This is a genomic window from Proteus sp. G2669 (genome assembly GCF_009915245.1).
Taxonomy (GTDB): Bacteria; Pseudomonadota; Gammaproteobacteria; order Enterobacterales; family Enterobacteriaceae; genus Proteus.
Genome location: NZ_JAABLX010000036.1, coordinates 12,690 through 37,636, shown reverse-complemented (window position 1 = coordinate 37,636; position 24,947 = coordinate 12,690). Strand labels below are relative to the sequence as shown.

Here is a 24,947-nt window from a genome sequence, read left to right as displayed (position 1 = left end):
GCGATTATCGACCACTTTACTTTTACTAAGCCTTCTGCCAAAAGCATCGTAAGTATAACGCCAACATTCCCCCTCAGGATTAAAACAGGCGATAAGTTGGTTAAGGGTATTCCATTGGTAATACCAGGTTTTCGCCCGAAAACCGTGTTGATGAACCACTTTTTGCGTTAATCGACCATTAATATCATAGTGATAATCTTGGTAGCCTTTCGCGGTGATACGGCGAGTGACACGGCCTTTTTGTTGCTGTTGTGCCAGTTGTAAAAAGGCACCTTGTGCATCAGGAGGAATAAACTGATGCTCGGTGATATTCAGGTTGTTATCGTACTGAAACTTCTCACTTTGGCATTCAAACTGGTTGCTATATTGCGTTTCAACAATTTGGTCGTTGGCGTTATAGCGATATTGTGTGCGGTTCCAGCGGGCATCATCAATGTTGACCAGATTAAAGGCTTTATCGTATTGATAACCTCGATGAACATCGGTCGACATCGGTGGTTGAAGCGGATTATCGTGTAATGACTGTAAAAAGGACTCCGTTCCTCGTCCTGCACGTTGGTGCGCCAATAACCCAGTGGCGGTGTAATGGCTCGAGTTAGCAAAACCCGCTTGGCTTTGGCGTAAAAATTCTTGCCCCAGTGCGTTGTAGCTAAACTGCAAGGGCGCATGTTGATTGACTTGCAGTGAGGTCAGTTCATGAAGTTGACCGAAAGCATAATGGAGTTCACGCTCACCAAAGCGGGTTTGGGTGAGCATATCGTGCTCCTCATCCCATTGGTGCTTAATTTCTTGTCCATTAATGCGCTCACAACACAAATGCCCTTGGTCGTTATACTCAAATTCCACCACCGAATCAGGATTGGTAGCACGAATAAGTTGCAAACGTTCATTGTATTGATAAATGGTTGTAGAAAGGCATTTATGCTCAATATCATTGGCAAGCCAAATGCTTTGTTCGGTGACTAACCCTGTCTCATCATAATGATAACGGAGCTCATGATTATCAGGGTAACGAGTCGCAATACGTCGCCCTAAGCGGTCATAGCGATATTGAATTTCACGTCCTGCAAAATCCACTTCACGAATAATTTGACCCGCTTTATCACGCTCATAAGAATAGACATCACCGGTAGCGTTGATGACGTTTTTGAGTCGAGTGAGTGAGTCATATTCAAAGCGAATTTCTGTCCCATCAGGGCGTATGGTGGCGAGTAATAAATCAAAGGGGCCATAGCGATAGCGCGTGGTTTTACCTTCGCCATCAGTGACAGCAACAACACGGCGTTCACTGTCATATTCAATATGTTGATGGATATCATCAGGCAATAAAATATCGCTGAGACTGCCGTTAACACCATCATGCTCTTTACTGTATTGATAGCGAGTGGTGTGGTTTAGTGCATTAGTGACTTGCAGTAAGCGACCTAGCTCATCGCTTTGGTATTCCGAGCTATGTTGATAAGGATTGGTGCTTTTTATTAATTGATTAGCTTGGTTATATTCATAGTGCCACTGTGCACCATTTGGCTGAATAGCTTTAAGTAGTTCACCATGTTGGCTATATTCATAGGCTTGTTGGCGACCTTGTGGATCGGTAACTGCGGTTAAATTACCTTTGTCGTCGTAGGTCAGTTGCCATTTATCGCCAAAGGGGGAGACATATTCTATCAACTGACCTTGAGTATTATATTGATACTCAATGGATCGCTCATCAGGAAAGGTAATTTGTGCAATATTGCCATCATAATGATAGAGATAAGAAGTCGTTTGCCCTAATGCATTGGTTTCACTTATTTTTTGATTATTATGCCACTGTGTTTTGGTTTCACGCCCTAATGCATCAATCGCATGTGTAACGAGACCAGCATCATTATAATAATAGTAAGCTTGCTCACCCTCATTGTTGAAATAGGTGGTCATCTTATGAACATCATCATAAATAAAACCACCACACCAATAACCGGAGGGTGAGCTATTTTTTATCGCTCTGCCGTATTTGTCATATTCAAGGTAATAATCCGTTTGGTCTGTATCATGCCAACGAGACATAAAACCTTCAGCCGTGTATTCATGCCATAAGTGATTTTGCTGGTAGGCATTACATTCACTTAAATAACCTTGTTTATCATACTGACATGTCACCAAAGGCTGAGAGATAACCTTATTCGCTAAGGTGATATGGCTTAATTGATGAGAATGGTAATTCAAATAAAGCGCAGTAATACCATTACGCGATACAGAGATTAATTGGTGTTGTTCGTTGTAAATAAAATCAATGCGTTGATGATTATTATCTGTAATGGCAGAGAGACGTCGATAAGATCCATCGATATGGTTGAAATGATGCGTCAACTGGGTGCGATTATCGAATAAGCCAATGTTAGCTTCTATCTCACCAGAGAGCAGAACATGGGGATAATAAGCATTACGGATATTGAGGTGATTATCCGTATAAGGATAGGTGATTTGTGCCCCTTCCTCATTGTGATAAATAATATTCTCTGATTGAATTTCTAAGAATATCGACCAGTTATCTGTCCATTTGGGACCAAATAATCCAGAGGCGGAGCCTGTGGAACGATAGGTTCGTTGTAATGAAATGGGTAAAAGCCCTGAAAGGGAGAGCACATCCCAAACTTGAATAAAATCACCTGTGGCAACGTTCACAGGATCGGATTCACAGACCGCTTTATTGTTGCAGGATTTATTGGGTTTTATATTGGCACTGTTTTCGCCTTGCGGTTTTGTTATTACCGTGACGTCTTTCGGCGGAGGTGGATCTTTTCGAATGAGTCGAGGTAATGCTTTAATGCCATTTTGTAGTAAGCCAGCTGCCGCTTTGGTGAGAAAAACGTATTCACCCACTTCTTCTATTAAGGCACCTGATTCTTGTGCTTGGTTGTCGTATTTTAGCCGTTCAAATTGGGGTAAGTTTTCCTCTTTGCGCATTTCATGAGCAAGTGACGTCATTGTCTCTGCGTATTGTTGTTTTCCTTCTTCTGACATAAACCATGTTGCTGGACCATAGGCTTGCGATTCCATTTGATAGGAGGCACTGACGGCATTGGCTTTGGCAACGGTTTCAGCCAAACTAATTAAACCATTTAAAAAGCCTTTTCCTGCGCCTATGGTGGTATCAGGTAAATTTTCTCCGCCAATTAATTCCGCTTCATGGTATGTATCATCCATCAAGCGCTTCAGTTCTTGATAGGACATCTGCTCTGGACGTTTTTTTTCAGGCGGTGCTTCAGCAGAAATCTCGGTAGCTTCATTGGCTTTTTGTAGCGCTTTTTCTTCAGAATAGAGGCGACCTGGTACATTATTGTTGTTCATCATGACGTCAGAGCCATGAAAAGCCGCCGATTGGCCACAAAAACGCACGGTTGGCGAGCCACTAGTAATAACGCAGTTCCCACGTCCTAAACTGGTGCCAGAAATAATGCCAGACCCCGTATTTCCTTGTGTTCCTTTAATTACACTTCCCACTGTTAATGTCGGTACACCATTCACGCGTACCGTGGAAACATAGGTTTCTTCTGCACTGAGTTGCTGAAAACTGTCAAAAGGAACAACAACATTGCCGACTTGGCAAACATCAGGTCCAGTGGCGATAACGCAGTAATCGGCATTTTTATTCCCGACGATTTTTTTTGTCATGAGTAATATCCTTATTACAACTTATAAGCCTGAAGTTGCAGTGTGCTTTCCATCGTCGAGATCAATTGGCGATAACGCCATGTGAGGTAGAGCTTTTGTTCATCAAGCGACACACATATTGTGTCTAGCGCTAATAACTCATAGGGCGTTTTTGAATGAGACAAATGGGGAATGGCGACAAAACCAATATTAGGCAAAGCAAGATCTACACGAGGCGTTTGTGCAAAGAAGCCACTCAGTGAGAGGCGTTCATTGCCCACAAAAAAGCCTTGTTGATGTTGGTCAACGGGCGTACTCATAAAGAAATCAGACTTAAAATCATCAGGATAATAAGGTTTTATGTGATTGAGCCATTTGTCTTTATAGGTACCCGCAAATGGTGATCGTTGTTGCCACCAACGACTATATTGCCCATAGCCTGCAACCTCCCACGGTTTATTCAGCTGAAATACTTGCTCTGAAAAGGGATAGTGAATTTGAGGCGCTGGGTATTGAAGCGCTTTATCAAGATAGCGACTTTCATACCAACCTAAACCAACAGGGTTTTTCTCATAAGCTTCTAGAAGGCTATTCTTGCCACCATAAGTATTTTCATAAATAAGCGGTAAGGCAGAAATGGGCTGTGGAGAGCTTAATTGCCAATCATGGTGATGTTCCCAATAACGAGGGCCACTGATAGTCAACTTCTTGTGTATTTGACCTATTGAGAGCTCGGTTTCCCACTGAGCTAAAGGCGTTTCATCTAATGTTCGAGCGGTACCCACAAGATAAATTTCAGAATTGGGTTTATAAGACACAAGATCTGTTTCGTGCAATAAACTGCTATTTTCAGGCGTTGTGCGGTAAACATCCGCCATAATGAGCGGTTTTTGCTCATCAGCAATGTCACACATACCCGTGAGAGGATCAAAATCACAAGTGACTTTTATCGCAATAGTTTGCCAATGCTCATCTTTATACCCTAGTTTTTCAAAGGAAAAATGAGGGAAAGGAGTCTGGTTAATAACGTGTGCTAGCATTCCAAACCCCTAGTTGATATCGACATCTTTGCCCGTGATCTGCACCGGACCTGAGGCTTCAAAACTAAATTCTGTCCCATTAATGGTGATATGGCCTGCACTATCCATTCTTAACACGCTGGCACCGCAACGCAGTTCAAGGGCATCACCTGCATCAATGGCTAACGTATTACCCACACTGATTTTTTTATGTTGACCGACGGTTTCGGTGTTATTTTCATTGATAGTTTCAGTGCGATTACCTTTTACCTGCATCTCTTGATTTTTATCGATGATCTCAGCGTGGCTATTGAGTACATGCGTGGTGCGATTGTTGAGTACCACCGTATTCATATCCTTCTGTGCATGAATAAAAATCTCCTGCTTACCCCCCGCGTCTTCAAAGCGCAGTTCGTTAAAACCATCGCCTTTATGGGTTTTGGTTTTGATTGTTGTGCGGGTCATATTTTCAGGGAATTTCAGCGGGGGTGCGTTGCGACCGTTATAGGTGCACCCTGTAATAATCGGTCTATCAATATCGCCATTAAGATAAGAGACAATCACCTCTTGCCCGATACGCGGTACAGCAGAAAAACCATAGCCATTGCCATTCCAACCCATCGCTACACGCACCCAGCACGAGGCACTGTGATCGGGCTTGCCATAGCGATCCCAATGAAAATAGACTTTTACGGCACCCACTTCGTTGACGTAAATTTCTTCACCGGGAGGGCCTACTACCGTGGCAACTTCATCGCCATCCGCCGTCGGTTTGTAATGATGTGGCGGTCGCCATTCTTGTGTGCCGGGAATAAATTCGACGCTATTAGAAAGCTGTGTACCTTCGCCACCGCTGTTATCTGCCAAGGGTTGGACGCCATGATGCGAAACCTGAATAACTTGCCAGTTATCATTCATCATTAAACTAGGGTGATTGCTCAGCGAGAAAATCTTGCCCGGCATTAAGGCAAAACAGTTGGTGCTGGCGCGTCCAACTCGACTGCCGTTGCGCAGTTGTTCAAAACGAATGGCAGTGAAAGGGGCACCTTGTGCATCTTCTTGAAAGCGTCCATAGCTTTCGAACACACTATGTTGGCCGCCTTTTTCTAATTTGGCTTGATGCGCTAATGGGTAAGAAGGGCGGATAAAGTTATTGTCTTTTTGAATGGTTTCATCCACACAGAGATATTCGCCGTATTGCCATGTGGTCGCCGTGCTATCTGTAATATCACTTTCAGCTTGCGGGTTATAGGTCAGGTGAATGCCTGCCGTCATGCCCATATGTTCATCGCTATAAAACAGTTGGTTCTCTTCAAACCAAAAATTAATTCCTTCTTCAAAGGCTAAACGGCACCAAAACGCATAGGCAGATTCCCGTTTTTGCGTGGTATAAGGGCGTTTTTGGTGTAAATCATCACGGTAAAATTTGCTGTCTGCTTTGATATGGGCTTCTTCCAACAGCGTTTTTAAAATCTCAGGCACTTTTTTATGCTGGAAAATACGGCTGTCTTGATTTAGGGTCATGACCCACATTTCAGGGCGAATATCGAAGTGATACCACGTTTTTACACCGTCTGTATTGCCTTGTACGGCACCGGCTAAGATCCCGCGTACAGTACGGATTTCTTTGCCATTACGCTTTACGGTTAATGAGGACGCCACACCCAATAGCGATTGAAAATCGATAAAAGGTAAAGTGGTGACTGCGCTAATGGACAGCGAAAATAAACGTGATAACCCTTCGTTTAAATTAAATTCAGTGACTTGAAAGGTACTTTCAGGCAAGCCAGCAATTTGGCAGGTGAAAACCAAACCAGAAGGCGATACCGCGCCTAATAGCGAATCTAACAGTTGTGCATAGGCTTTATTTTTAGCCAACCCTTCAGAGAAGGTAAGCCCCGGTACATCGTCGTTATTTATTCCACCGGCAAAACCGCCACCGGGAATAAGCGATGAGGCTTGAGAGGCCATTGATGAGGCTTGAGAAAGTCCTTGTTGTGCCGTTTGAGCTGTAGCGAGGGCTTGCTGAGTAGAGGCCGAAAGTGTCGATGTTGCTTTAGCAATCGCTAGATCCTGCGCTTTATCGAGCGCCTTCTTTTTTAATCCACCAAGCTGAGAGGTGAGATTATTTTTTTTATCTTTCGCAAACATCATTCGCTCCAATATCCACTGAGCAAGCTACCGCTTGTTTTATCCATTAAGAAAATACAAAGAAACACCCACACACCTTGGCGTGCAGGTGAAAAGAAGGATTAACCTTCGAGAGGGGCGCGCCAGTCGTCAGAGCCAGACGTGCCTGCAACGGTGTGTTCCCAATCAATTTTGCGATAAGAAAGAGACACTTCGATCAGTTGTGTGAAGTCTGATTTGGCTGGATCTTGGCAGTGTGGCATTTGGCAATCGATGTTGACGATAGTCGCATCGGTTAATGTGGTGGTGAAGAAATGCTCTTGTTTCCCTTCAACCGAAGTGCGATACCATTTTAAGGTGGTTTTCGGCAGCATTTCGCCTGAGGCTAATGCGTTATACAGCAGGGGAACGGCTTTGTTTAATGCCACAGTAAAACGGAATGGTTTATGGGCACGTTGACCTGAAGGCTGACCCGATTGTGGATCAGTCGGCACAGTGACTACGTGAGAGAATGCTTGCACCAGCATTTCATCTTCGTGGCCTTGAACATAAATATTACCGACGGATTCTGCGGTAAATGCACCCGCAGTGATGTTACCTTGGGTTTTCCCTTCGATAGAGATATAGCATGGAGTTGGCATGGCAAGTCCTTAATTTACAGTGAGTAATCGTTTCTCAACAAAATTATTTTGTTGATGTCCTTTCGATAAAAATCAGCCAGTGCGCACAGCGATTTGATAAGAGTAGCTTAAGTAATTTTGGAAGGAAGTAAAGAAAGGGGCAGAGAGAAAGGGCATTGTATCCTCGTAGGATAAGTGACTTAGCGTAAAATAATTGTTCACACGATATTTACTGCTTTCGTTTCTTATAATAAGCGTATTTACTTATACAATTTACTTTCGTAAATGTCCGAAATCTCGCTAAAGCCAGTTCGTTCTAATGTACATGGATTTTTAATATGTAACAAAATGTGTATTTTGTTTCAAATTGTAACAGCGTTGATTTATAAGGAAAAATTAAGGTCTATTTTACAAAAATAATCAAAAAAAGACTTATCTTGTTATTGGTTTAAAAATGAACACTTAAAATTTGGTTATACAAAGAGATAAATATAATCTTAAGTATGGTCATTTCAACTACCTCCTTATTTTCTTCTGAATCACTATCAAATAACCAGCCCATTGTTATATTTCTTATCATTATCTCCTTTTTATATACCCAACTTATTATCTTAGTAACATTAGTAATTTTGTGGATTATTTGTTAATCAATTTATTTAATTCAACTTATTTATTTGTAATTTGAATGTGTAATAACGTGATGTTTAACAAGTGGGTTGTAGCACTTTAATAGTGGAAAATTTTATATATTAATGAAAAAACCAAGAAAACAACTAGTTTGATATGCTCTAATCTTACTTAATTGACTTAAATAATCGATAAAAAACAAAATGATAATTAATCCCCTTCTTTGTATAAGTAAATTAAATAGTACGGATTTTTAAGAAAAAAACAGATGAAAAAGTTTACAAATACTTTACTAATAGTTTACAAATGAAATAAGATATCGTTATTGTTTTAATGCTAATAATTCATTGAGTAAAAGGAACGAGTAAAATGGCGATATCTAGAAGAAAATTTATCATTGGTGGAACAGTCGTGGCTGTAGCGGCTGGTGCGGGAATTTTAACACCAATGTTAACTCGCGAAGGGCGCTTTGTTCCGGGTACACCAAGACATGGTTTTGTTGAAGGTACGGAAGGGGCTTTACCAAAACAAGCGGATGTTGTTGTTATTGGTGCGGGTATTCTCGGTATTATGACGGCCATTAATCTTGTGGAACGTGGTTTATCTGTTGTGATTGTAGAAAAAGGTAATATCGCGGGTGAGCAATCTTCTAGATTCTACGGTCAAGCAATTAGCTATAAAATGCCTGACGAAACATTCTTATTACACCATTTAGGTAAATATCGCTGGCGTGAAATGAATGCAAAAGTAGGTGTTGATACCACTTATCGTACACAAGGCCGTGTAGAAGTTCCTCTTGATGAAGAAGATTTAGTAAACGTAAGAAAATGGATTGATGAAAGAAGTAAGAATGTTGGCTCAGATATTCCATTTAAAACCAGAATTATTGAAGGGGCTGAATTAAATCAACGTCTTCGCGGTGCAACAACAGATTGGAAAATTGCAGGCTTTGAAGAAGATTCTGGTAGCTTCGATCCTGAAGTAGCAACCTTCGTTATGGCTGAATACGCTAAAAAAATGGGCGTTAGAATTTACACTCAATGTGCGGCTCGTGGCTTAGAAACACAAGCGGGTGTGATTTCTGACGTTGTAACAGAGAAAGGTGCAATTAAAACTTCTCAAGTTGTTGTGGCTGGTGGTGTTTGGTCACGCCTATTTATGCAAAATCTCAATGTTGATGTGCCAACACTGCCTGCCTATCAGTCTCAACAGTTAATTAGTGGATCACCAACAGCACCGGGTGGCAACGTTGCTTTACCGGGCGGTATTTTCTTCCGTGAACAAGCGGATGGTACTTACGCAACTTCTCCTCGTGTTATTGTGGCTCCAGTAGTGAAAGAATCCTTCACTTATGGTTATAAATATCTGCCATTATTAGCACTACCTGATTTCCCTGTGCATATTTCTTTAAATGAACAATTAATCAATTCATTTATGCAATCAACACATTGGAATTTAGATGAAGTTTCTCCGTTTGAGCAATTTAGAAATATGACAGCACTGCCAGATTTACCTGAGCTAAATGCTTCATTAGAAAAATTAAAAGCAGAATTCCCAGCCTTTAAAGAATCGAAATTAATTGATCAATGGAGTGGTGCAATGGCTATCGCACCAGATGAAAATCCAATTATCTCAGAAGTTAAAGAATATCCAGGCTTAGTGATTAATACAGCGACAGGTTGGGGTATGACAGAAAGCCCAGTATCAGCAGAATTAACAGCTGATTTGTTACTTGGTAAAAAACCTGTTTTAGATCCAAAACCATTTAGTCTTTACAGATTCTAATCCATATAGTTTAAAAAGCCCTCTAGTAGAGGGCTTTTTTTGTATATACTTAATCATAACTAAACTTATTGTTTTAATTAATTGAAAATATTATTTGGGTTATGAAATAATATTGTTTTTTTATAAGTTAGATATTTAAATAAATAACTATCTATTTATTCTAAATAAAATGTAAGTTGATAAAAATAAGAGCAACTGCTATTGTTGCTTCAATATAAAGGATTATTAATTAATAATAGAATAAGGATATTTATATGGCTAACCGTTCTTACTTATATAGTATTTCTAATCAACCTAGTAATCATAATGATCGACCTGATATTGTTTATGGATTATCTGAATGGGCTTACTCTGTTCCTCTAATACATCGAATTCTGATGTCTGGTGATCCTAAACGATGTGAGTCTTTGATCTTCTCTGGATTAGAAAGTGATGATTTTGATGAAGATGAATGCGAAATTGATGAAGAGCAAGATCTTCCTTTATATGCAGTAACCAGTCATTTTGAACCCGGATATAAACGATTAAAGAAATTTTTATCCATTCTTGAAGTTCTCTTTTCTGATGTAAAAAGTCATATTGTCGAAGATATTCAGGAAACAATTTGTTTCTTAGAAAAAAACAAATTGCCTTATTTAATATTAGATACTGTTGAAATTGATATGATGTTAATTTCAGGTGCTGATAATTTACGAGATGCTGTCGATGAAGAGGTTGAACGCTGTTTATCTATAGGGAAAGTTATTGATGAGTTACCTGATAATATTGAAGAAGCAGCGAAGATAATAAAATCAGCCATAATAAAACCTAAAGCGAATGAGCTTTATGTTTTCTCTGATATTCGATTAGATGAAACTTACGATCATATTCGTTGCGGTGAGCCTCTAGGGTTGTCTTATTGGAGTAATGAATTATATTATTATCTGCTTAATAAAAAAGAATTCGAAGAAAATAAATAATAAGCACTCCCAATAATCTAAAAGTAGATTGTTGGGGGGGGGTTATTAATTAATATTAATTTAAATAAAAACTATTTATGATAGTGTGTTTTCTAGTTTTCTAGTTTTATAAAAGATATTTTTGCTATTGCATATTTTGTTTTTCTTTATTTTAAAATAAAAATAATTAATATTATTAATAGTGATATAAAACTAATAATAGTTAATATTATCATGCTGTTAAATAAAGAATATAATAAAATGTAAAGATATAAAAAATGAAAATAAAAATATTAGATAGGTTTGTACTAATTTATAATATTTTTAATTCAGTTTTTAATTGTTGTTATTTGAAAAAATTATTATTTATTTGTTGAGTTATAATTTTTTAATATAGTATGAAATTGTTACAAAAATAATAACATAGAGATATCTTTATGATGTATTATAGCTTCTATATTAATGATAAACATCTATCTATAAATTATTGATTATATCCATATGTTTTTATTTTAGAATAAAGCCCTTTTTTCTAAGAAAAAAATAGATAAAAACTATCTAACATATTGAGTTACATGTCGATTACGAATTCGATATTTAATACTATTGCGTTACTCTAAATATGATGTAGATTAAAATAACATATAGAAATGTAAATTACTTTAAATTTAAAATATCGGAATAACCTTATTAACAGAGTTCGTGAAAGTAAGTACTGTTACGAGTGTTCAATAACAAATGGTTAAGTATTTTCAGTTTATGATTTGATCGTTTTTAAACTGTAATTCGGTGTTTTATCGATATGATCATCTAATAAAAGAAGGAGAACAATGGGATGATTAACACCAAAGTTGGAAATAGAATAAAAATGATAAGAAGACAATTGAAAATAACAGAGAATGAAATGTCTGAAAGGTTGGGAATAAGCATATTACATTATTCTCAATTAGAAGATGGGCATTTAAAAATAACGGTAGATCAATTGATTACTATTTCTTTTATACTGGGTGTTACACCTCAAAGCTTAATTTTAGAGGCTAAAAAAACAGATTTTATGATTTTTGAAGATAGAGAATCAATAACACAACCTAGTGAGATTGTAATATTTAGAAAGAAAAAGGTAGTTTGAAGAAATAGTATTATAATATCTTTATTAACATTGAGTTCAGATAAATATATTAAACTGTATTTTTAATTGTTTTAATTAAAGTTATACTTCATTAAAACTTAATAAATAATAGCATAAATGCCATCTTATTATGAGATGGCATTTATGTATTTAATGGCAGGACGTTGTACCGGTTCTATGATTTATAGCACCGTTTCTAATCAGTAGCCTCTGCATATCTTTAAGATTATTTTGGCAAGCATAGCTTAATGCACTATGATTATAAGAAAATAGTGATGTATCTTGTGTTGTGGTAACAAGATTAACATCTGCACCTTGAGAAATAAGATATTTTACAATATCAATGCGATTATTGCTTGCAGCAATCATAATAAAGGTTTCACCATCACTTTCTACTCTTTGATTATTAATTTCAATATCACTTCTCATTAGGGCGTGAATTTTTTTGACTACATTAACGTTGTTTCCTAATACAGCTGACTTAAAGACATTATAAACATCGCCTTTATCTGTAGCCCATAAATTAGCACCTTGAGAAATAAGATAATCAACCATTTCCTCATCACCAATAAATGCGGCCCAACCTAGTGCTGTTTGGTCTAAGCTACCTGTATCTTTTGCTTCAATATCTTGACCATTAGCAAGCATCTTTTTAACTTCATTTAAATCACCGTGTTTAACAGCATCAAACCATAGCGCATTTCTACCTGTACTTGGTGAAGTATAGAAAACACGATGTGGCAAGCGTGATTTATTAGCCAACTCAATCATATCAGAATAATTTGATTTAAAAGATTGATATTCTGGTGGATTATTTTCATTAATAATCAATGCTTGTGCGCCAAAAGAAACCAATAATAATGAAATAACAAACATTTTTATATTCATTCAAACACCTTACAATCTAAATAATTAATAAAATCTACTACAATTAGTTTATTAAAAATTAATATTTATTAGTGTTGATAATTGAAACAGAATGTAAATAATGATATTTCACAGATATGAGTTTTCAGTAAGAATAAACCTAAATATTTACTTTTTAATATATGTTTATTTTATGTGGTTATACTTATTTTTACTATTATAAATATAAAGTTATGTTATAAAATCATCATTAGATGATTGTTTTATAAAGTACTTATTATGTGTGTCTAAATTTTTACGGGAAATACTATATTAAATAATATGTATATTTACAGAGGGTTTACGTAACAATAAGTTACTATTTTTATCGTAATATATGCTAATTACTTATTAGTAATAAAAATAATAATACCATATTGGCTTGAATAGTGATAAATAACTCAAGTTAAGGGATTTTATTTTTAATAAAGAAATTCAAGTGTTAACGCTTATAGCATTGTAATAATGTACTATAAATTTAATCTATCACATCTTATGGTGAGAAAAATAACTTACCCTTAATAAGGGTTAATTGAGCTTAAATTTAAATAAATCATGATGTTGGAGATAGTATTGAGAGATATCTATAAATAAAAAAGATCACGTTGATAACAGTGATCTTTTTATTGTAAACATCATATTTAAATCTTGTATGAGGTCATGAAATATTGAAATTTAAATTAATTTAAAATCAATACTATTGTTTGTATTGCTATCATTGCCAACATATACCGTAATTATTGAAGACTCCATGGCCATAACTTTATTTATATTGAAAAATGATAATTCTTTAGCGGTAAGTGTAAATATTACTTCTTTTGATTCACCAGGTTCAAGCCATACGCGCTCAAAGCCTTTTAATTCACGTAAAGGCCGCGATGTTGAAGCAACATGTTGACGTATATAACATTGTACTATTTCTGCACCTGCAATTTTACTGGTGTTTGATAGTGTAATCGTAATTTGTTGTGGTTTATCTTGGCTCACTTCTGCATGTTTAATGTGAGGTTGACTATAACTAAATTGTGAATAACTTAACCCAAAGCCAAAAGGATAAAGAGGCGTATCACTACTGTCTTTATACGGTTGATATTCTTGATAAGCACGCATTTTACCTAACTGCTTACGACCATAATATATTGGAATTTGTCCTGTTGTTCTAGGCACAGTAATAGGTAATTTTCCACTAGGATTAGTATGACCAAATAAAATATTTGCAATACTGTTTCCTGTTTCTGTTCCTAGTTGCCAGCTCATTAATAAAGCATCGGCATATTGTTCTATCGCTTTTGATGGAATAGGACGCCCTGTGCATTGCACAATAATAAGTGGTTTGCCTATTTCTCCTATCGCATTAATAAGTTCTTCTTGTCCTGGAGGGAGTTGCAATTGGGCAATGTTACGAGCTTCTCCTGTACGTCGATGGCTTTCACCTACACAAAGTACAACAATATCGGCACGATGAGCACATTCGATCATCTCATCACTAAATTCGCTATTATCCGTTATCACATTGCAGTTATTTTCGATACTTTTTATGCCTTGATAAATAGAAATTACATCATTTGCGTTTCCATCTAAACACCAGGATCCTAAATGCTGACGTTGAGAATGGGCATGTGGGCCAATGACAGCAATAGTTTGTTTATGGGTTGAATTTAGAGGCAATATATTATGTTTATTTTTAAGCATCACGATGCATTTTTCAGCCAAAACTTGTGCTTTTTTAACGTGTTCAGGATGACGTAATGTAGTCAAATGTTTATTTTCATCTACATAAGGATTTTCAAATAATCCACAACTAAATTTTGAATGTAAAACACGATAAACGGCATCATTAATTAATGAAATATCGATTTTTTGATCTTCAATTAATTTTTCAAGATGACCTTCGTAGGCTTCATTAGTCATTGCCATATCAATACCTGCAATAATGGCTTGTTTGGCTGCATCAGTTGCATCAGTTGCAATACCAAAATAGGCTAAATCGGAAATTGAACCCCAGTCACTGACAACTAATCCATTAAAGTTTTGTTGTGATTTTAACCAATGGCGAATAAGTGGAGTTGATGCGCTGACAGGTGTGCCACCAAGATCACAAAAACCTGTCATTACAGAACCTACACCAGCTTTAATCGCGGCTTCAAAAGGTGGTAAATGCACATTATGTAGGGTATTTTCAGAAAGCTCGGTTGTATCGTAATCACGTCCACCTTCAACCGCCGCATAACCGACGAAATGCTTGGCACATGCTAATAGTGAATCCGGTTGACTAAGGTCGGCTCCTTGAAAACCCGTTACTACTGCTTTTGCAAATTGACTGGTTAAATAAGGATCTTCACCAAATGTTTCAATAACACGGCCCCAACGTGGATCACGAGCAATATCAAGCATTGGAGCAAATGTCCAGTGGATACCAAGGGATGATGCTTCACGTGCAATATAACGATAAGCTTCAGAGACACAAAGAGGATCCCATGATGCAGCTTGAGCTAAAGGAATGGGCAATACCGTTGCCTGTCCATAAATAACATCACGGGCAAAAATGATAGGAATACCTAAGCGGCTTTCTTCGATTGCAATTCGCTGAATTTCATTTAATTCTATTGGGTTTATAATTTCAGCTGGCGCGTTACCTGCCCATGCTGTGTCAGCTAATATACGTGAACCGCAACGCCCTTGACGAATAAGGTCATTATATTTATCTTGGTGTTGTTTAAACTCTAGCATTGGATTCATGCAAAGTTGACCAACTTTTTCCATTAATGACATTTGGTTTAATAAATTAATAATACGAACAGAAATTGGCTGTGTGGGATCTCGATAAATGTTGTTCATCGCTTTTTCCATTTTATGATTAAGTGAATATGAACTATTCAGTTATTTGGCAACCATTTATTAATAATGGTGATGCTTGCCATTTATAAGCTGGGAATGCATCATTTAAAAATTGAGTCATTTCATGTTCACCCTCTTTATTATTATCTTTTTTATAGCGAGATAATAAACATGTTGCAGCTTCTGGAATATAACGAATATCAATTTCAATATAGGTATAAATAAAATCCTTTAGTTCTTTATTGCTTGATTTTTGTAATATAGATTGGCTTCGTTCTAGCGCTTGATAATAAAAATCAGGATAAAAAACGAATAATCCATTTTTCCATGCTTCAATGACATTTTGATAACCACCAAAATAATCATCTTCAGGATAAAGCTCAATTTTATTAATACCTTTCAATGCTAAAACATAATTACCTTTCTCATATTGTTGCTCAGCAAAATGATAATAAAGTTTAGATTTTTGATAAACACTGTACCAACCGGTAAAATAGGCAATAAAAATAAGCGCGATTAATATGATAATGCTATTTCTTCCACTCATAATTATTTAACTCCAATACCGGTAAAAGCTTTAATGAAATTACGTTGTAGAAAGAAAAAGATGAAAACAACGGGAATAGCAATCATGGTTGTCATTGCCCACAGTTGTTCAAGATTTTCAGTCGGAACATCATTGACAAATTTAAAAAGTGCAAGTTGAAGCGTCATTAATGAATCATCACGTACATAAAGCAGAGGGCCCATAAAATCATTCCAGGCTCCCATAAAGGTTAAAATAGCGACAGTGGCGAGAGCAGGGCGGATCATCGGTAATACTATTTTAAAAAAGATTGTTATTTCGCCCGCACCATCGATACGTGCAGCTTCAATATAGGCATTATCAACTTGCTTTAAGAATTGAACTAATAAAAAGATATTATAGGCACTAATCATTCCAGGAACTATAAGTGCTTGAAATGTATTAATCCAATCCCAAGAATACAACATCATATACGTCGGAATGGTAAACAGAATTGCAGGCACCATCATTGATGTGAGGATTAACTTTAGCCAGAACTCTTTTCCAGGTAAATTCATTTTAATAATAGCGTATGCAACCATTGATGAAAGAAGCGTATTAGATACCGTCACAGTCAGAGAGATAAATAAAGTATTAAAAAAGATACGTCCTAAATTTAAACTTCTAAATGCTTCAATATAGCCATCAAAAGAGAACTTACTAGGTAAGGCATTAGGGGTATTAATTATCTCACTTCCTGATTTAAATGAATTCATAATCATAAAGAAGAATGGATAAAGTACAACTAAGCTTGCTATGATAAGTAAGCTATAAATAATAAGATTTCTTTTACTAAAACGCATTATCTATGCTCCTTATCTTGAGTTAGTTTTAATTGTAACATAGTGAAAATATAGATAATTGTTGCTAGCAATAATCCTATTGTTGATGCCATTCCCATTTTTACATCAGAGAATCCTGTTTTATATAAATACAGCACTGGTGTTAAAGCAGAATTATAAGGCCCACCAGATAAATCAAAATTCATTAAGACTTCGACAAACATCTGCATTCCGTTAATAATATTAATGGTCATCACAAAAATAATTTGGGGTTTTAATAAAGGTAACGTAATACTCCACATTTTTCTTAACCATGATGCTCCGTCAATATCTGCTGCCTCATAAAGAGAACGATTGATACTAGCAATACCGCCAAGAAAAATAATCATTTGAATACCAAACCATTTCCATGTACTAAAAACAGCAATCATTGGCATTGGAAGCCATTCATCAAATTTCCAAAAAACAGGTGCGTTAATAATATTCCAATCGAGCATGAGGCTTTGAACTGGCCCCGTTGGACTTGAAATAAAATTAAAAATTATCATTGCTACTGTGATAGATGTAATAACAGGAATAAACATAATCGTTCTAAAAACACCACCGAAATGAGTGACTTCATGAAGAAGTAGTGCCATTCCCATTGCGACAATAAACGTGAGAAAAACAAAAATAACTTGATTGAAAATAACATTAAATATTGATTTCCAAAATAAGCCATCGGTTGAAACTTCTACCCAGTTTTTTATTCCAACAAATTGGGTGTTTTCTGGTGTTAATACATTAATATCGAGAAAGCTATTTTGAAAAGATAGGAAAAATGGATATAAAATAAAGACAACAAAATAGATTATCCAGGGAAATAGGAATAGATATCCCACTAAAATATTCTTGTTTTTCATGTCGATTCCTTAGAAAAACACTAAGTTATTAGTATTGTATTATTTAAATTATCGTAATAGTTTAAATTTTTTTTTGATAAAAATAGAATACTCTATTTGTCGTTTAATATTTCACGTGCAGTTTTGGCCGATTGATTAACAGCTTGCTCTGGTGTTAATTCATTTTTTAATACAACTCTTGCATAGTTTGATAAGAAAATTTCTGCAATATCAGTAACTTTAGCATGAGGTTCACTTAATAATGCATTATCAAGTTGTTTAACAAAGGGTTTTGCTTCATCACTTTGAAAATAATCATGTTCTTTTAATGTTTTTAACGTTGGCAACTGACCTAATTCAATATTGGCTTTTAAATTAATATCATCACGCATTAATAAATTAATTAAATCCCAGCTTAAATTTTCTTTCTCTGATGTGTTTTTAAAAACCATAATTGCTCTACCATCTAGGATTGAATAATGAATATCTCCTTTTTTCATGACGGGAATAGGAGCAATACCCACATCATCACCAATTACCATGGGGTTTCCTGCAGCTGTAGTTAATGATGCCTTCCATCCAAAACCAAATTGCAACCACATACCGATATTTCGAGAAAAAAAGCTCTTTTCCATTGTTGGCGGCGCATATTTTTGTGCTCGTTGCATCAGGGTAATAAATTCAGCCATATGTGCTTCAGGTTTATCAAAAACAACATCAGTACCGTATTTATTGAGTAACTGAAAATTGCCCTGATTAACGTTGTAATAAATAGGTGCAAGTAGGTTCCAATACCAGCTACCAAAGGACAATACATCATTCCAAAAAACGGTACCATAAACCTTATTACCGTCTTTTCTGGTAGGAAGAGAAGATATTTTTTCTGCTGCAATTAGAAATTCATCCCACGTTTCGGGTGGGGAGTTTGGATCTAATCCCGCCTCAATAAATAGTGCTTTATTATAAATCATCATCTGAGTGGTCGCATTCCAAGGAATATAATAAGTACGACCAAAATTTTGATGTAAAAAATGACTGTCAATACGACTTATTAATTCATTGAAGCCATCAAATTTATCTAAATAGGCAAGTTTTCCTAATTTGGCTAAATGGGCTGGCTGATAACCATAAACACCAATATAAATATTGGGATTATCACCCGCCGCCATTCGTGTATCAAGTTGCTCATCATTAGAGACAACAAGTTCAACATTTGGATGTTGTTTTTTAAATTCAGGAACAACAGTATTACGAATAAAAGAAACATAATTCCCACTTGGAACCATAATTTCTAATCTTTCTGCTGCAACCGTTGCAAAAGAGAATAGTGCAGCCGTAATTAAACAAACTAATTTCATAAACTGTGATCCTGATGAGATTAAAATAAATTAAAGCGTTTCACGTTCTATTAATTCTGTAGGAAGAAAAGTGACTTCATCAATATTGCTTTCTTCTCTAATTGCTTTTAATAAAACCTTTGCTGAGAGAACACCCATTTCATATTTATGATGATCTATTGTTGTTAGTGCAGGTGTTAAAATATTTGATGCATAAATATTATCAAAACCTACAATTTTTAATTGATCAGGAATTTGAATGTTATGTTCTTTCGCCGCCCTTAAAATACCGATTGCCATTTCATCATTAGCAGAAAATATGGCAGAAGGCATTTTACCTGCCTCAATTAATGCATTCATTTTTTGGTAAGCATCTGCTTCGGTAAAATTTGAATGAATAATAAGACCAGGATTTAAAGGTATACGGTTATAACCTAGTGCAGCAATAAAACCGTCTAAACGTTTTTGATTATCATAAGAACCTTCAGGGCCACTAAAAAAGGTAATCTCTGTTGCACCTGCATTTACTAATGCGTTAACAGCCTTGAAGGCACCACCAAAGTTATCAATCAATACGCTATAAATATGGGGGCTTTTTAATTCTCTATCTAATACAACTACTGGCAAATTTTCAGATGCGATAGATTTTATAAATTCATTATCAAATGAGCTAGATAAAATAATGGCACCATCAACAATACGTTCACGTAAATATTTATGAGCGGTTGATTGTTCACCACCATAAAGACTGCATGCAACTAAATCATATTGTTCACTGTGTGTTTGCTCTTGAATGCCTCGGACTAATTCACTGTAGATAGGCCCAAACCAAGAGTTAAAAAAGAGGCCTATAGCACCACTACGTTTAGTTTTAAGCATTTTGGCATTGCTATTGGCAATGTAATTCATCTCTTTTGCTATTTTCAGTACATATAGGCGTGTTTTTTCAGTAATTTTTGGGCTGCCATTTATAGCGTAAGATACTGTAGAGATTGAAACATTTGCTTTTTTAGCGACATCTTTTATGGTAACACTCATCTTCATCCCTCAAAAAATAAACACACAATACGTAAATATACCACTTAGTCGGCTCTTGCGATGAGTAGCAAGAGCCAAATTCTAAGCTTTACTTTGATATTTATAGATAAATATCAAGTGTGTTGTTATCCAATAAATAAGCCATAACATCTGAATTCTTGATTAAAACGCCACCTGTACGATAAGGGTTATTTTGTAATGTAAAGTCTACTATTTGTTGATTAAGTATGACGCGTTTAGGTGTGTATTCATCTTCGTTAGGATAAATATTAATCACAACCGCTTTTCCATACAGTTGGAAATTAAGGCTAATATCACCAAATTCTTTACTAATAACAGGATCTAACAGTAAATCACCAAATTCATAACGAAGGCCTAAAACATTAGAAATAATTTGGTTAATATAAATCCCAGGACCGCTGGAATAGATACGCCAACCACCTTTTGCAGCAACTTTTCCTGATTTTAATTGCTCAAAATTATCATAGGCTTGGTAACGATCATTAAATTTTGCATCAGAGCTAGAGAAATAGCTATTTGCTTGTCGTAGTTCTGCATTCGGCACGTTTTCTTTGATACCAATTGGTGAAATTTTAAAGAGATTTTCAAATAGCTCTTTTGCCATTCCCATCTTACAAAGTGCTTCGATAAAACGGATATGAGCATGGCAATATTGTAATCCAACTTCACGACCTAGATTTGCAGCCAGTTCCGCACGTTTAAAATAACTTTGGCGTCCTGCTTTATATTGTGCTGTTTTATCCATAAGGCGAACACCATCAGGATAAAGTAAATTATCAAGGATAATTTTTATATGTTTCTGTGCCATTTCTTTATCAAATGATTCAGAAATAATTGAACGATTAGCCGGTAATAAGCGGTATTTAATATTTGTTTTAACATCAGAAGGATGTAATAAATATTCCACATCATTTTTATTAAAATGAATAAAGCCACTAATAACACCATCTTTAATTAGGTATTTATGATAATCCGCTTCCATCTTAATAAAGAGGTCATTAATTCTTTTGAGTAAATCTGCAAATGAAGGATGATTTGCGAGCGCTTTCATTATTAATTTAAATGTTTGTAATGTCAGCGGAATAGTCCAACCACTCACCATATTTTTACGCAATGAGTTATTTGCTGGTTGGAGGGTATCATCCCAATCACCATCACCATAGCTAGACAGATGAGTTCCTGGCACCAAATGCTCAATAACATGTTCAAGTTGACGATAAATATGCTGTAGTAACGTCTCTTTTTGAGTTGTAAAAGTAAATTTATTGTCAATGCTGGTATAAGGTAATTCTTTATTCAGGATATCGACATTATTTGTAGCTAATAGGTAATCAGCCAATGCTTTTAATGGCCAAATAACGACGTCACCATGAGATTCTTGTTGTTGAATATGTGCATAATTATCAAACATAAACCATTGTGGCCAATTACCTGTTTCTAAATATTGGTGGCTATACATCTCACATAAAATGTGCTCAACATGTTGATAGCGACCTAATGACATAAAGAATTCAATAGGTCCTTGTGATACATCACGAGTTCCCCAAGCTGCGCCTGATGGTTGTTCAAGCCCATGTGGTGAACTGTAGTGAACCAATGCATTATGTGTAAACCAATGTAGTGTATGATTTAGCCTCTGTGCATCTCTTGGTTTTTTCGAAAACTCAATGGAGAAATGGTTTAATAACTCATCTTGCTGGTTTTCGTAATTGACGACTTCTGTTGCAAACGATAACCACTTACCTAATGTGTCAACTTGATTATTTTTACCGCCAAAGACAAGGCTAGCTTGGTGGTGAATTTGGCCTTTAAGCATAAGATATTGAACAGAATTGGTTTCAACATCAATATAGTGTTCAATATCCGTAAATTCTGAGCTATAACTCAAACTAAAGAGGGGGGCATTAGGATTATTTGCACTTGTAATGAGTATATTGTTGTCTTCACTTGGTGCGGAAACTTGAATAATAGACTCTTCTTCTTGATTTCCCATAATAAGCGGGTGACTCACAATAACATCTACAGCTTGAGCAAAATTGTGAAGTTTAATATCAAGTTGGATAATAGGTTCATCATGGCTAGCGAAAGCGAGGATCTCAATCATCCCTTCTGATAATTTATAAACCCAACGGGAAAAGTTAAACCCAACCTCATAGGCAGAAGGCATAGCAAGTAAATGGTACTGATTATTCAATTTAACTTGAATGCGTTGACCACTACTTTTAAAGAAATTTAAAAAATTACGATTAGTACCAAGTAATTTATTAAATGAAGTGTTTCCTAGTGTCAGATGTGAATTAAAAACACCATAAATATAGTGTGTTGAATTCATAATTGAATTTTTAAAATTAAGATTATTGCCTGATGAAATTATATGTCCTGTTGCTCGCTCTTGATAATGTTCTTTATCAGCGAGCGTAATGTAATGGCGTCCCTCTTTTTGGAAGAATGAGAGTAATTCACCCTGTTCATTTTCCTCAAAGCTTTTTTCACCAGGAAATAAAATATCAAGTTCTTGAGGTGTTAGTTTATCGCCTGATAATGGTTGAACATTAAATATAACGTCTGTTTTTTCGCTAAATTTTGTCGAATTATCAATTTCTGGTTTGTAATAGCTGTCTGTAATTTTCTTTATGCTAATAGGTTGTTCAATATTTGCTTCAGGCTGATTGGCAACATAATAGCCATAGAATACTTGGTCAGATCCTTCTTGAGGGGCTAGCTCTAGGGGTTTTAATTGTAAGGCAATAAAGGCCATTTCATACTGATAGTTCTCATTCGCTAATGTAAGCTCTTTTGTTATGATTGGCTGATGCGTAAATTTAGATTGCTTACCAAAAAACTGATAGCCATCAGTTGAATAAGCAACGACGGGAGAAAAACTTCCTAATTGTAGTAACGGGTTACCACTACTTTGAGGCAAATTTTGGCGTGAAGACGTAATATATCCGTAATTTTCTACATTAAATATTTTATGATCAAGATATTGGCTGCAATATGATTCATTTGTTTTTGTTGCACCACTATCGGATAAGGAAAGGTCTTGTCCATAAATTAGATCGAAAGTAAGGGAGGTATTACTGATATTTTTTACATTAACAGAGTAATAATAAATATTTTCGGGATCTTCGGATAAAGAAAGTGTAACCGAGGCAATAAATTTCTCAGTTTCAATATGCCAAGTTATATTATCTTGTGTATCTTTACTTAATTGAGTTTTAGCATGACTCGTTAAAAGTGGCGTAGTAGAAATAATATGATTATCGCTCAACTCACGAAGATAGATATTGCTAATTGCGGTATCTAATCTTGGTGTCTCAAAGAGGTTGAGCATAATATTACCCGCCATAATATTTTTAAGCATTTGGCCTGGCATAAAATTAAATGTGAGCAGTGCGTTTTTTTTACTATAGACCACATTATTAACTGGCTTAATTGTCATGTTACTCATCCTGATAATACTAAGTGTAAAAAATATTCTGTTCGTTCTCTTTATCGAAGAGATGGCATTTATCCATATTAAAATGGAAGCTACAGTTTTTTGATTTATCTATTTCTATTTCTGGATTAGGGCGTTTACAAATAACTTCATTATTTGCTAGATGAAAATAAATAAATTCATCTGAACCCATAGCATCAACACGAAGAATTGAAGTTGATAAACAATTATTTTCAATTTTCTCAATGACTTTAATATCTTCAGGCCTAATTCCTAAATAGATCTCTTTATTGATATAGGCTTTTGCTTTTTCTTGTTTCTCTGTCGGTAAAATGAAGATATTTCCATCACATTGAATAGCGAGTTGATTCTGATGTTGAATAACTTGTCCTGATATAATATTCATTGGTGGAGAACCAATAAATTCAGCAACAAATTTATTTTTGGGATGGTGATAAACGTTTAAAGGATGATCAACTTGCATAATACGTCCTTTACGTAAAATGCAAACACGTTCTCCCATTGTCATGGCTTCTATTTGATCATGAGTAACATAAATCATCGTTGCAGGCTTGCCAGCTTCACGAAGTTGTTGATGTAATTTACTTATTCGTAATCGCATAGACACTCTGAGCTTAGCATCAAGGTTTGATAGTGGCTCGTCAAAAAGAAATACAGCCGGTTTTCTCACCATTGCTCTACCTAATGCGACTCTTTGACACTGACCGCCAGACATTTCTTTAGGTTTACGTTTTAAAAGTTCTGTTATTTCAAGTAGTTCTGCTGCCTCAGAAACACGTTTGGTGATTTCTTCTTTTGATTTTTTAGAAACACGTAGACCAAAAGACATATTTTCATAAGCAGTCATGTGCGGGTAGAGTGCGTAGTTTTGAAAAACCATTGCAATCCCCCGATCTTTAGGAGGCATATCATTACAGATATTATCAGCAATACGCAGCTCACCGGATGATATTGCTTCAAGCCCTGCGATCATTCTTAGCATTGTGGATTTTGCACAACCAGATGGACCAACGATGACCATAAATTCACCGTCTTTGATATCCAAATTAATATCATGAAGTACATGTGTACCATTTGGATAGATTTTATTGACGTTGGTTAATGTGACGCCTGCCATCACTACACTCCGCATTTCATTGAAACGTTTCTATAGATTATGAATGCTTAATAAATCCTGTCAACTGTAATTTACTTGACCGATTTAATTCGGGATATTCATCACATTAAGAATGATG

General features: G+C 35.8%; 16 protein-coding genes. 3 read left to right on the top strand and 13 right to left on the bottom strand.

Going from position 1 to position 24,947, the window contains the following annotated elements; all coding sequences use genetic code 11:
- The 4 genes from GWI68_RS09480 to GWI68_RS09465 all read right to left on the bottom strand — a co-directional run.
- Positions 1-3,657 (bottom strand): DUF6531 domain-containing protein (locus tag GWI68_RS09480; protein WP_166540110.1); only part of this gene is annotated, 3,657 nt, incomplete at its 3' end.
- A gap of 14 nt (positions 3,658-3,671) precedes the next feature.
- Complete coding sequence (locus GWI68_RS09475; RefSeq protein ID WP_166540109.1) at positions 3,672-4,676, bottom strand: DUF2169 domain-containing protein; 1,005 nt, start codon at positions 4,674-4,676, stop codon at positions 3,672-3,674.
- A gap of 9 nt (positions 4,677-4,685) precedes the next feature.
- On the bottom strand, positions 4,686-6,806 hold the full coding sequence (gene tssI, locus GWI68_RS09470; RefSeq protein WP_166540108.1) for a type VI secretion system tip protein TssI/VgrG: 2,121 nt from the start codon (positions 6,804-6,806) through the stop codon (positions 4,686-4,688).
- A gap of 101 nt (positions 6,807-6,907) precedes the next feature.
- Positions 6,908-7,426 carry an Hcp family type VI secretion system effector gene (locus GWI68_RS09465; protein WP_036939804.1) on the bottom strand — a complete coding sequence of 173 codons (519 nt, stop codon included), beginning with the start codon at positions 7,424-7,426 and terminating at the stop codon, positions 6,908-6,910.
- A 975-nt stretch (positions 7,427-8,401) separates the two neighbouring features.
- Between GWI68_RS09465 and GWI68_RS09460 the strand changes: the two genes are divergently transcribed.
- The 3 genes from GWI68_RS09460 (at position 8,402) to GWI68_RS09450 (ending at position 11,884) form a co-directional block, all read left to right on the top strand.
- A complete protein-coding gene (locus GWI68_RS09460) occupies positions 8,402-9,817 on the top strand; it encodes an FAD-dependent oxidoreductase (protein ID WP_109410189.1) in 1,416 nt (471 codons plus the stop codon).
- A 254-nt stretch (positions 9,818-10,071) separates the two neighbouring features.
- Positions 10,072-10,776: a hypothetical protein gene (locus tag GWI68_RS09455; RefSeq protein ID WP_109410188.1), complete on the top strand. Its 705-nt coding sequence runs from the start codon at positions 10,072-10,074 to the stop codon at positions 10,774-10,776.
- An 814-nt stretch (positions 10,777-11,590) separates the two neighbouring features.
- On the top strand, positions 11,591-11,884 hold the full coding sequence (locus GWI68_RS09450; protein ID WP_166540107.1) for a helix-turn-helix transcriptional regulator: 294 nt from the start codon (positions 11,591-11,593) through the stop codon (positions 11,882-11,884).
- 150 nt (positions 11,885-12,034) lie between these two features.
- Here GWI68_RS09450 and GWI68_RS09445 read toward each other — a convergent pair whose 3' ends face one another.
- The 9 genes from GWI68_RS09445 to ugpC form a co-directional block, all read right to left on the bottom strand.
- Positions 12,035-12,772: an ankyrin repeat domain-containing protein gene (locus GWI68_RS09445; protein WP_208105153.1), complete on the bottom strand. Its 738-nt coding sequence runs from the start codon at positions 12,770-12,772 to the stop codon at positions 12,035-12,037.
- A gap of 693 nt (positions 12,773-13,465) precedes the next feature.
- The gene (locus tag GWI68_RS09440; RefSeq protein WP_166540106.1) at positions 13,466-15,628 is read right to left on the bottom strand and encodes a glycoside hydrolase family 3 N-terminal domain-containing protein; all 2,163 of its coding nucleotides are present in this window, start codon (positions 15,626-15,628) and stop codon (positions 13,466-13,468) included.
- Positions 15,629-15,662: 34 nt separating this feature from the next.
- The gene (locus GWI68_RS09435) at positions 15,663-16,175 is read right to left on the bottom strand and encodes a hypothetical protein (RefSeq protein ID WP_208105152.1); all 513 of its coding nucleotides are present in this window, start codon (positions 16,173-16,175) and stop codon (positions 15,663-15,665) included.
- Between the two features lie 2 nt (positions 16,176-16,177).
- Positions 16,178-16,996 (bottom strand): carbohydrate ABC transporter permease, encoded by an 819-nt coding sequence (locus GWI68_RS09430; protein WP_166540105.1) that lies wholly within the window; start codon positions 16,994-16,996, stop codon positions 16,178-16,180.
- Positions 16,996-17,877, bottom strand: a complete 882-nt coding sequence (locus tag GWI68_RS09425; protein WP_166540104.1) for a sugar ABC transporter permease — start codon at positions 17,875-17,877, stop codon at positions 16,996-16,998. The genes GWI68_RS09430 and GWI68_RS09425 overlap by 1 nt, the downstream gene beginning before the upstream one ends.
- Positions 17,878-17,969: 92 nt before the next feature.
- Positions 17,970-19,214, bottom strand: coding sequence for an extracellular solute-binding protein (locus GWI68_RS09420; protein ID WP_227335886.1), 1,245 nt, complete (start codon positions 19,212-19,214; stop codon positions 17,970-17,972).
- A 30-nt stretch (positions 19,215-19,244) separates the two neighbouring features.
- The gene (locus tag GWI68_RS09415) at positions 19,245-20,231 is read right to left on the bottom strand and encodes a LacI family DNA-binding transcriptional regulator (protein ID WP_166540103.1); all 987 of its coding nucleotides are present in this window, start codon (positions 20,229-20,231) and stop codon (positions 19,245-19,247) included.
- A 100-nt stretch (positions 20,232-20,331) separates the two neighbouring features.
- On the bottom strand, positions 20,332-23,694 hold the full coding sequence (locus GWI68_RS09410) for a cellobiose phosphorylase (RefSeq protein ID WP_166540102.1): 3,363 nt from the start codon (positions 23,692-23,694) through the stop codon (positions 20,332-20,334).
- Positions 23,695-23,713: 19 nt separating this feature from the next.
- Complete coding sequence (ugpC, locus tag GWI68_RS09405) at positions 23,714-24,829, bottom strand: sn-glycerol-3-phosphate ABC transporter ATP-binding protein UgpC (protein WP_166540101.1); 1,116 nt, start codon at positions 24,827-24,829, stop codon at positions 23,714-23,716.
- Positions 24,830-24,947: the final 118 nt, after the last annotated feature.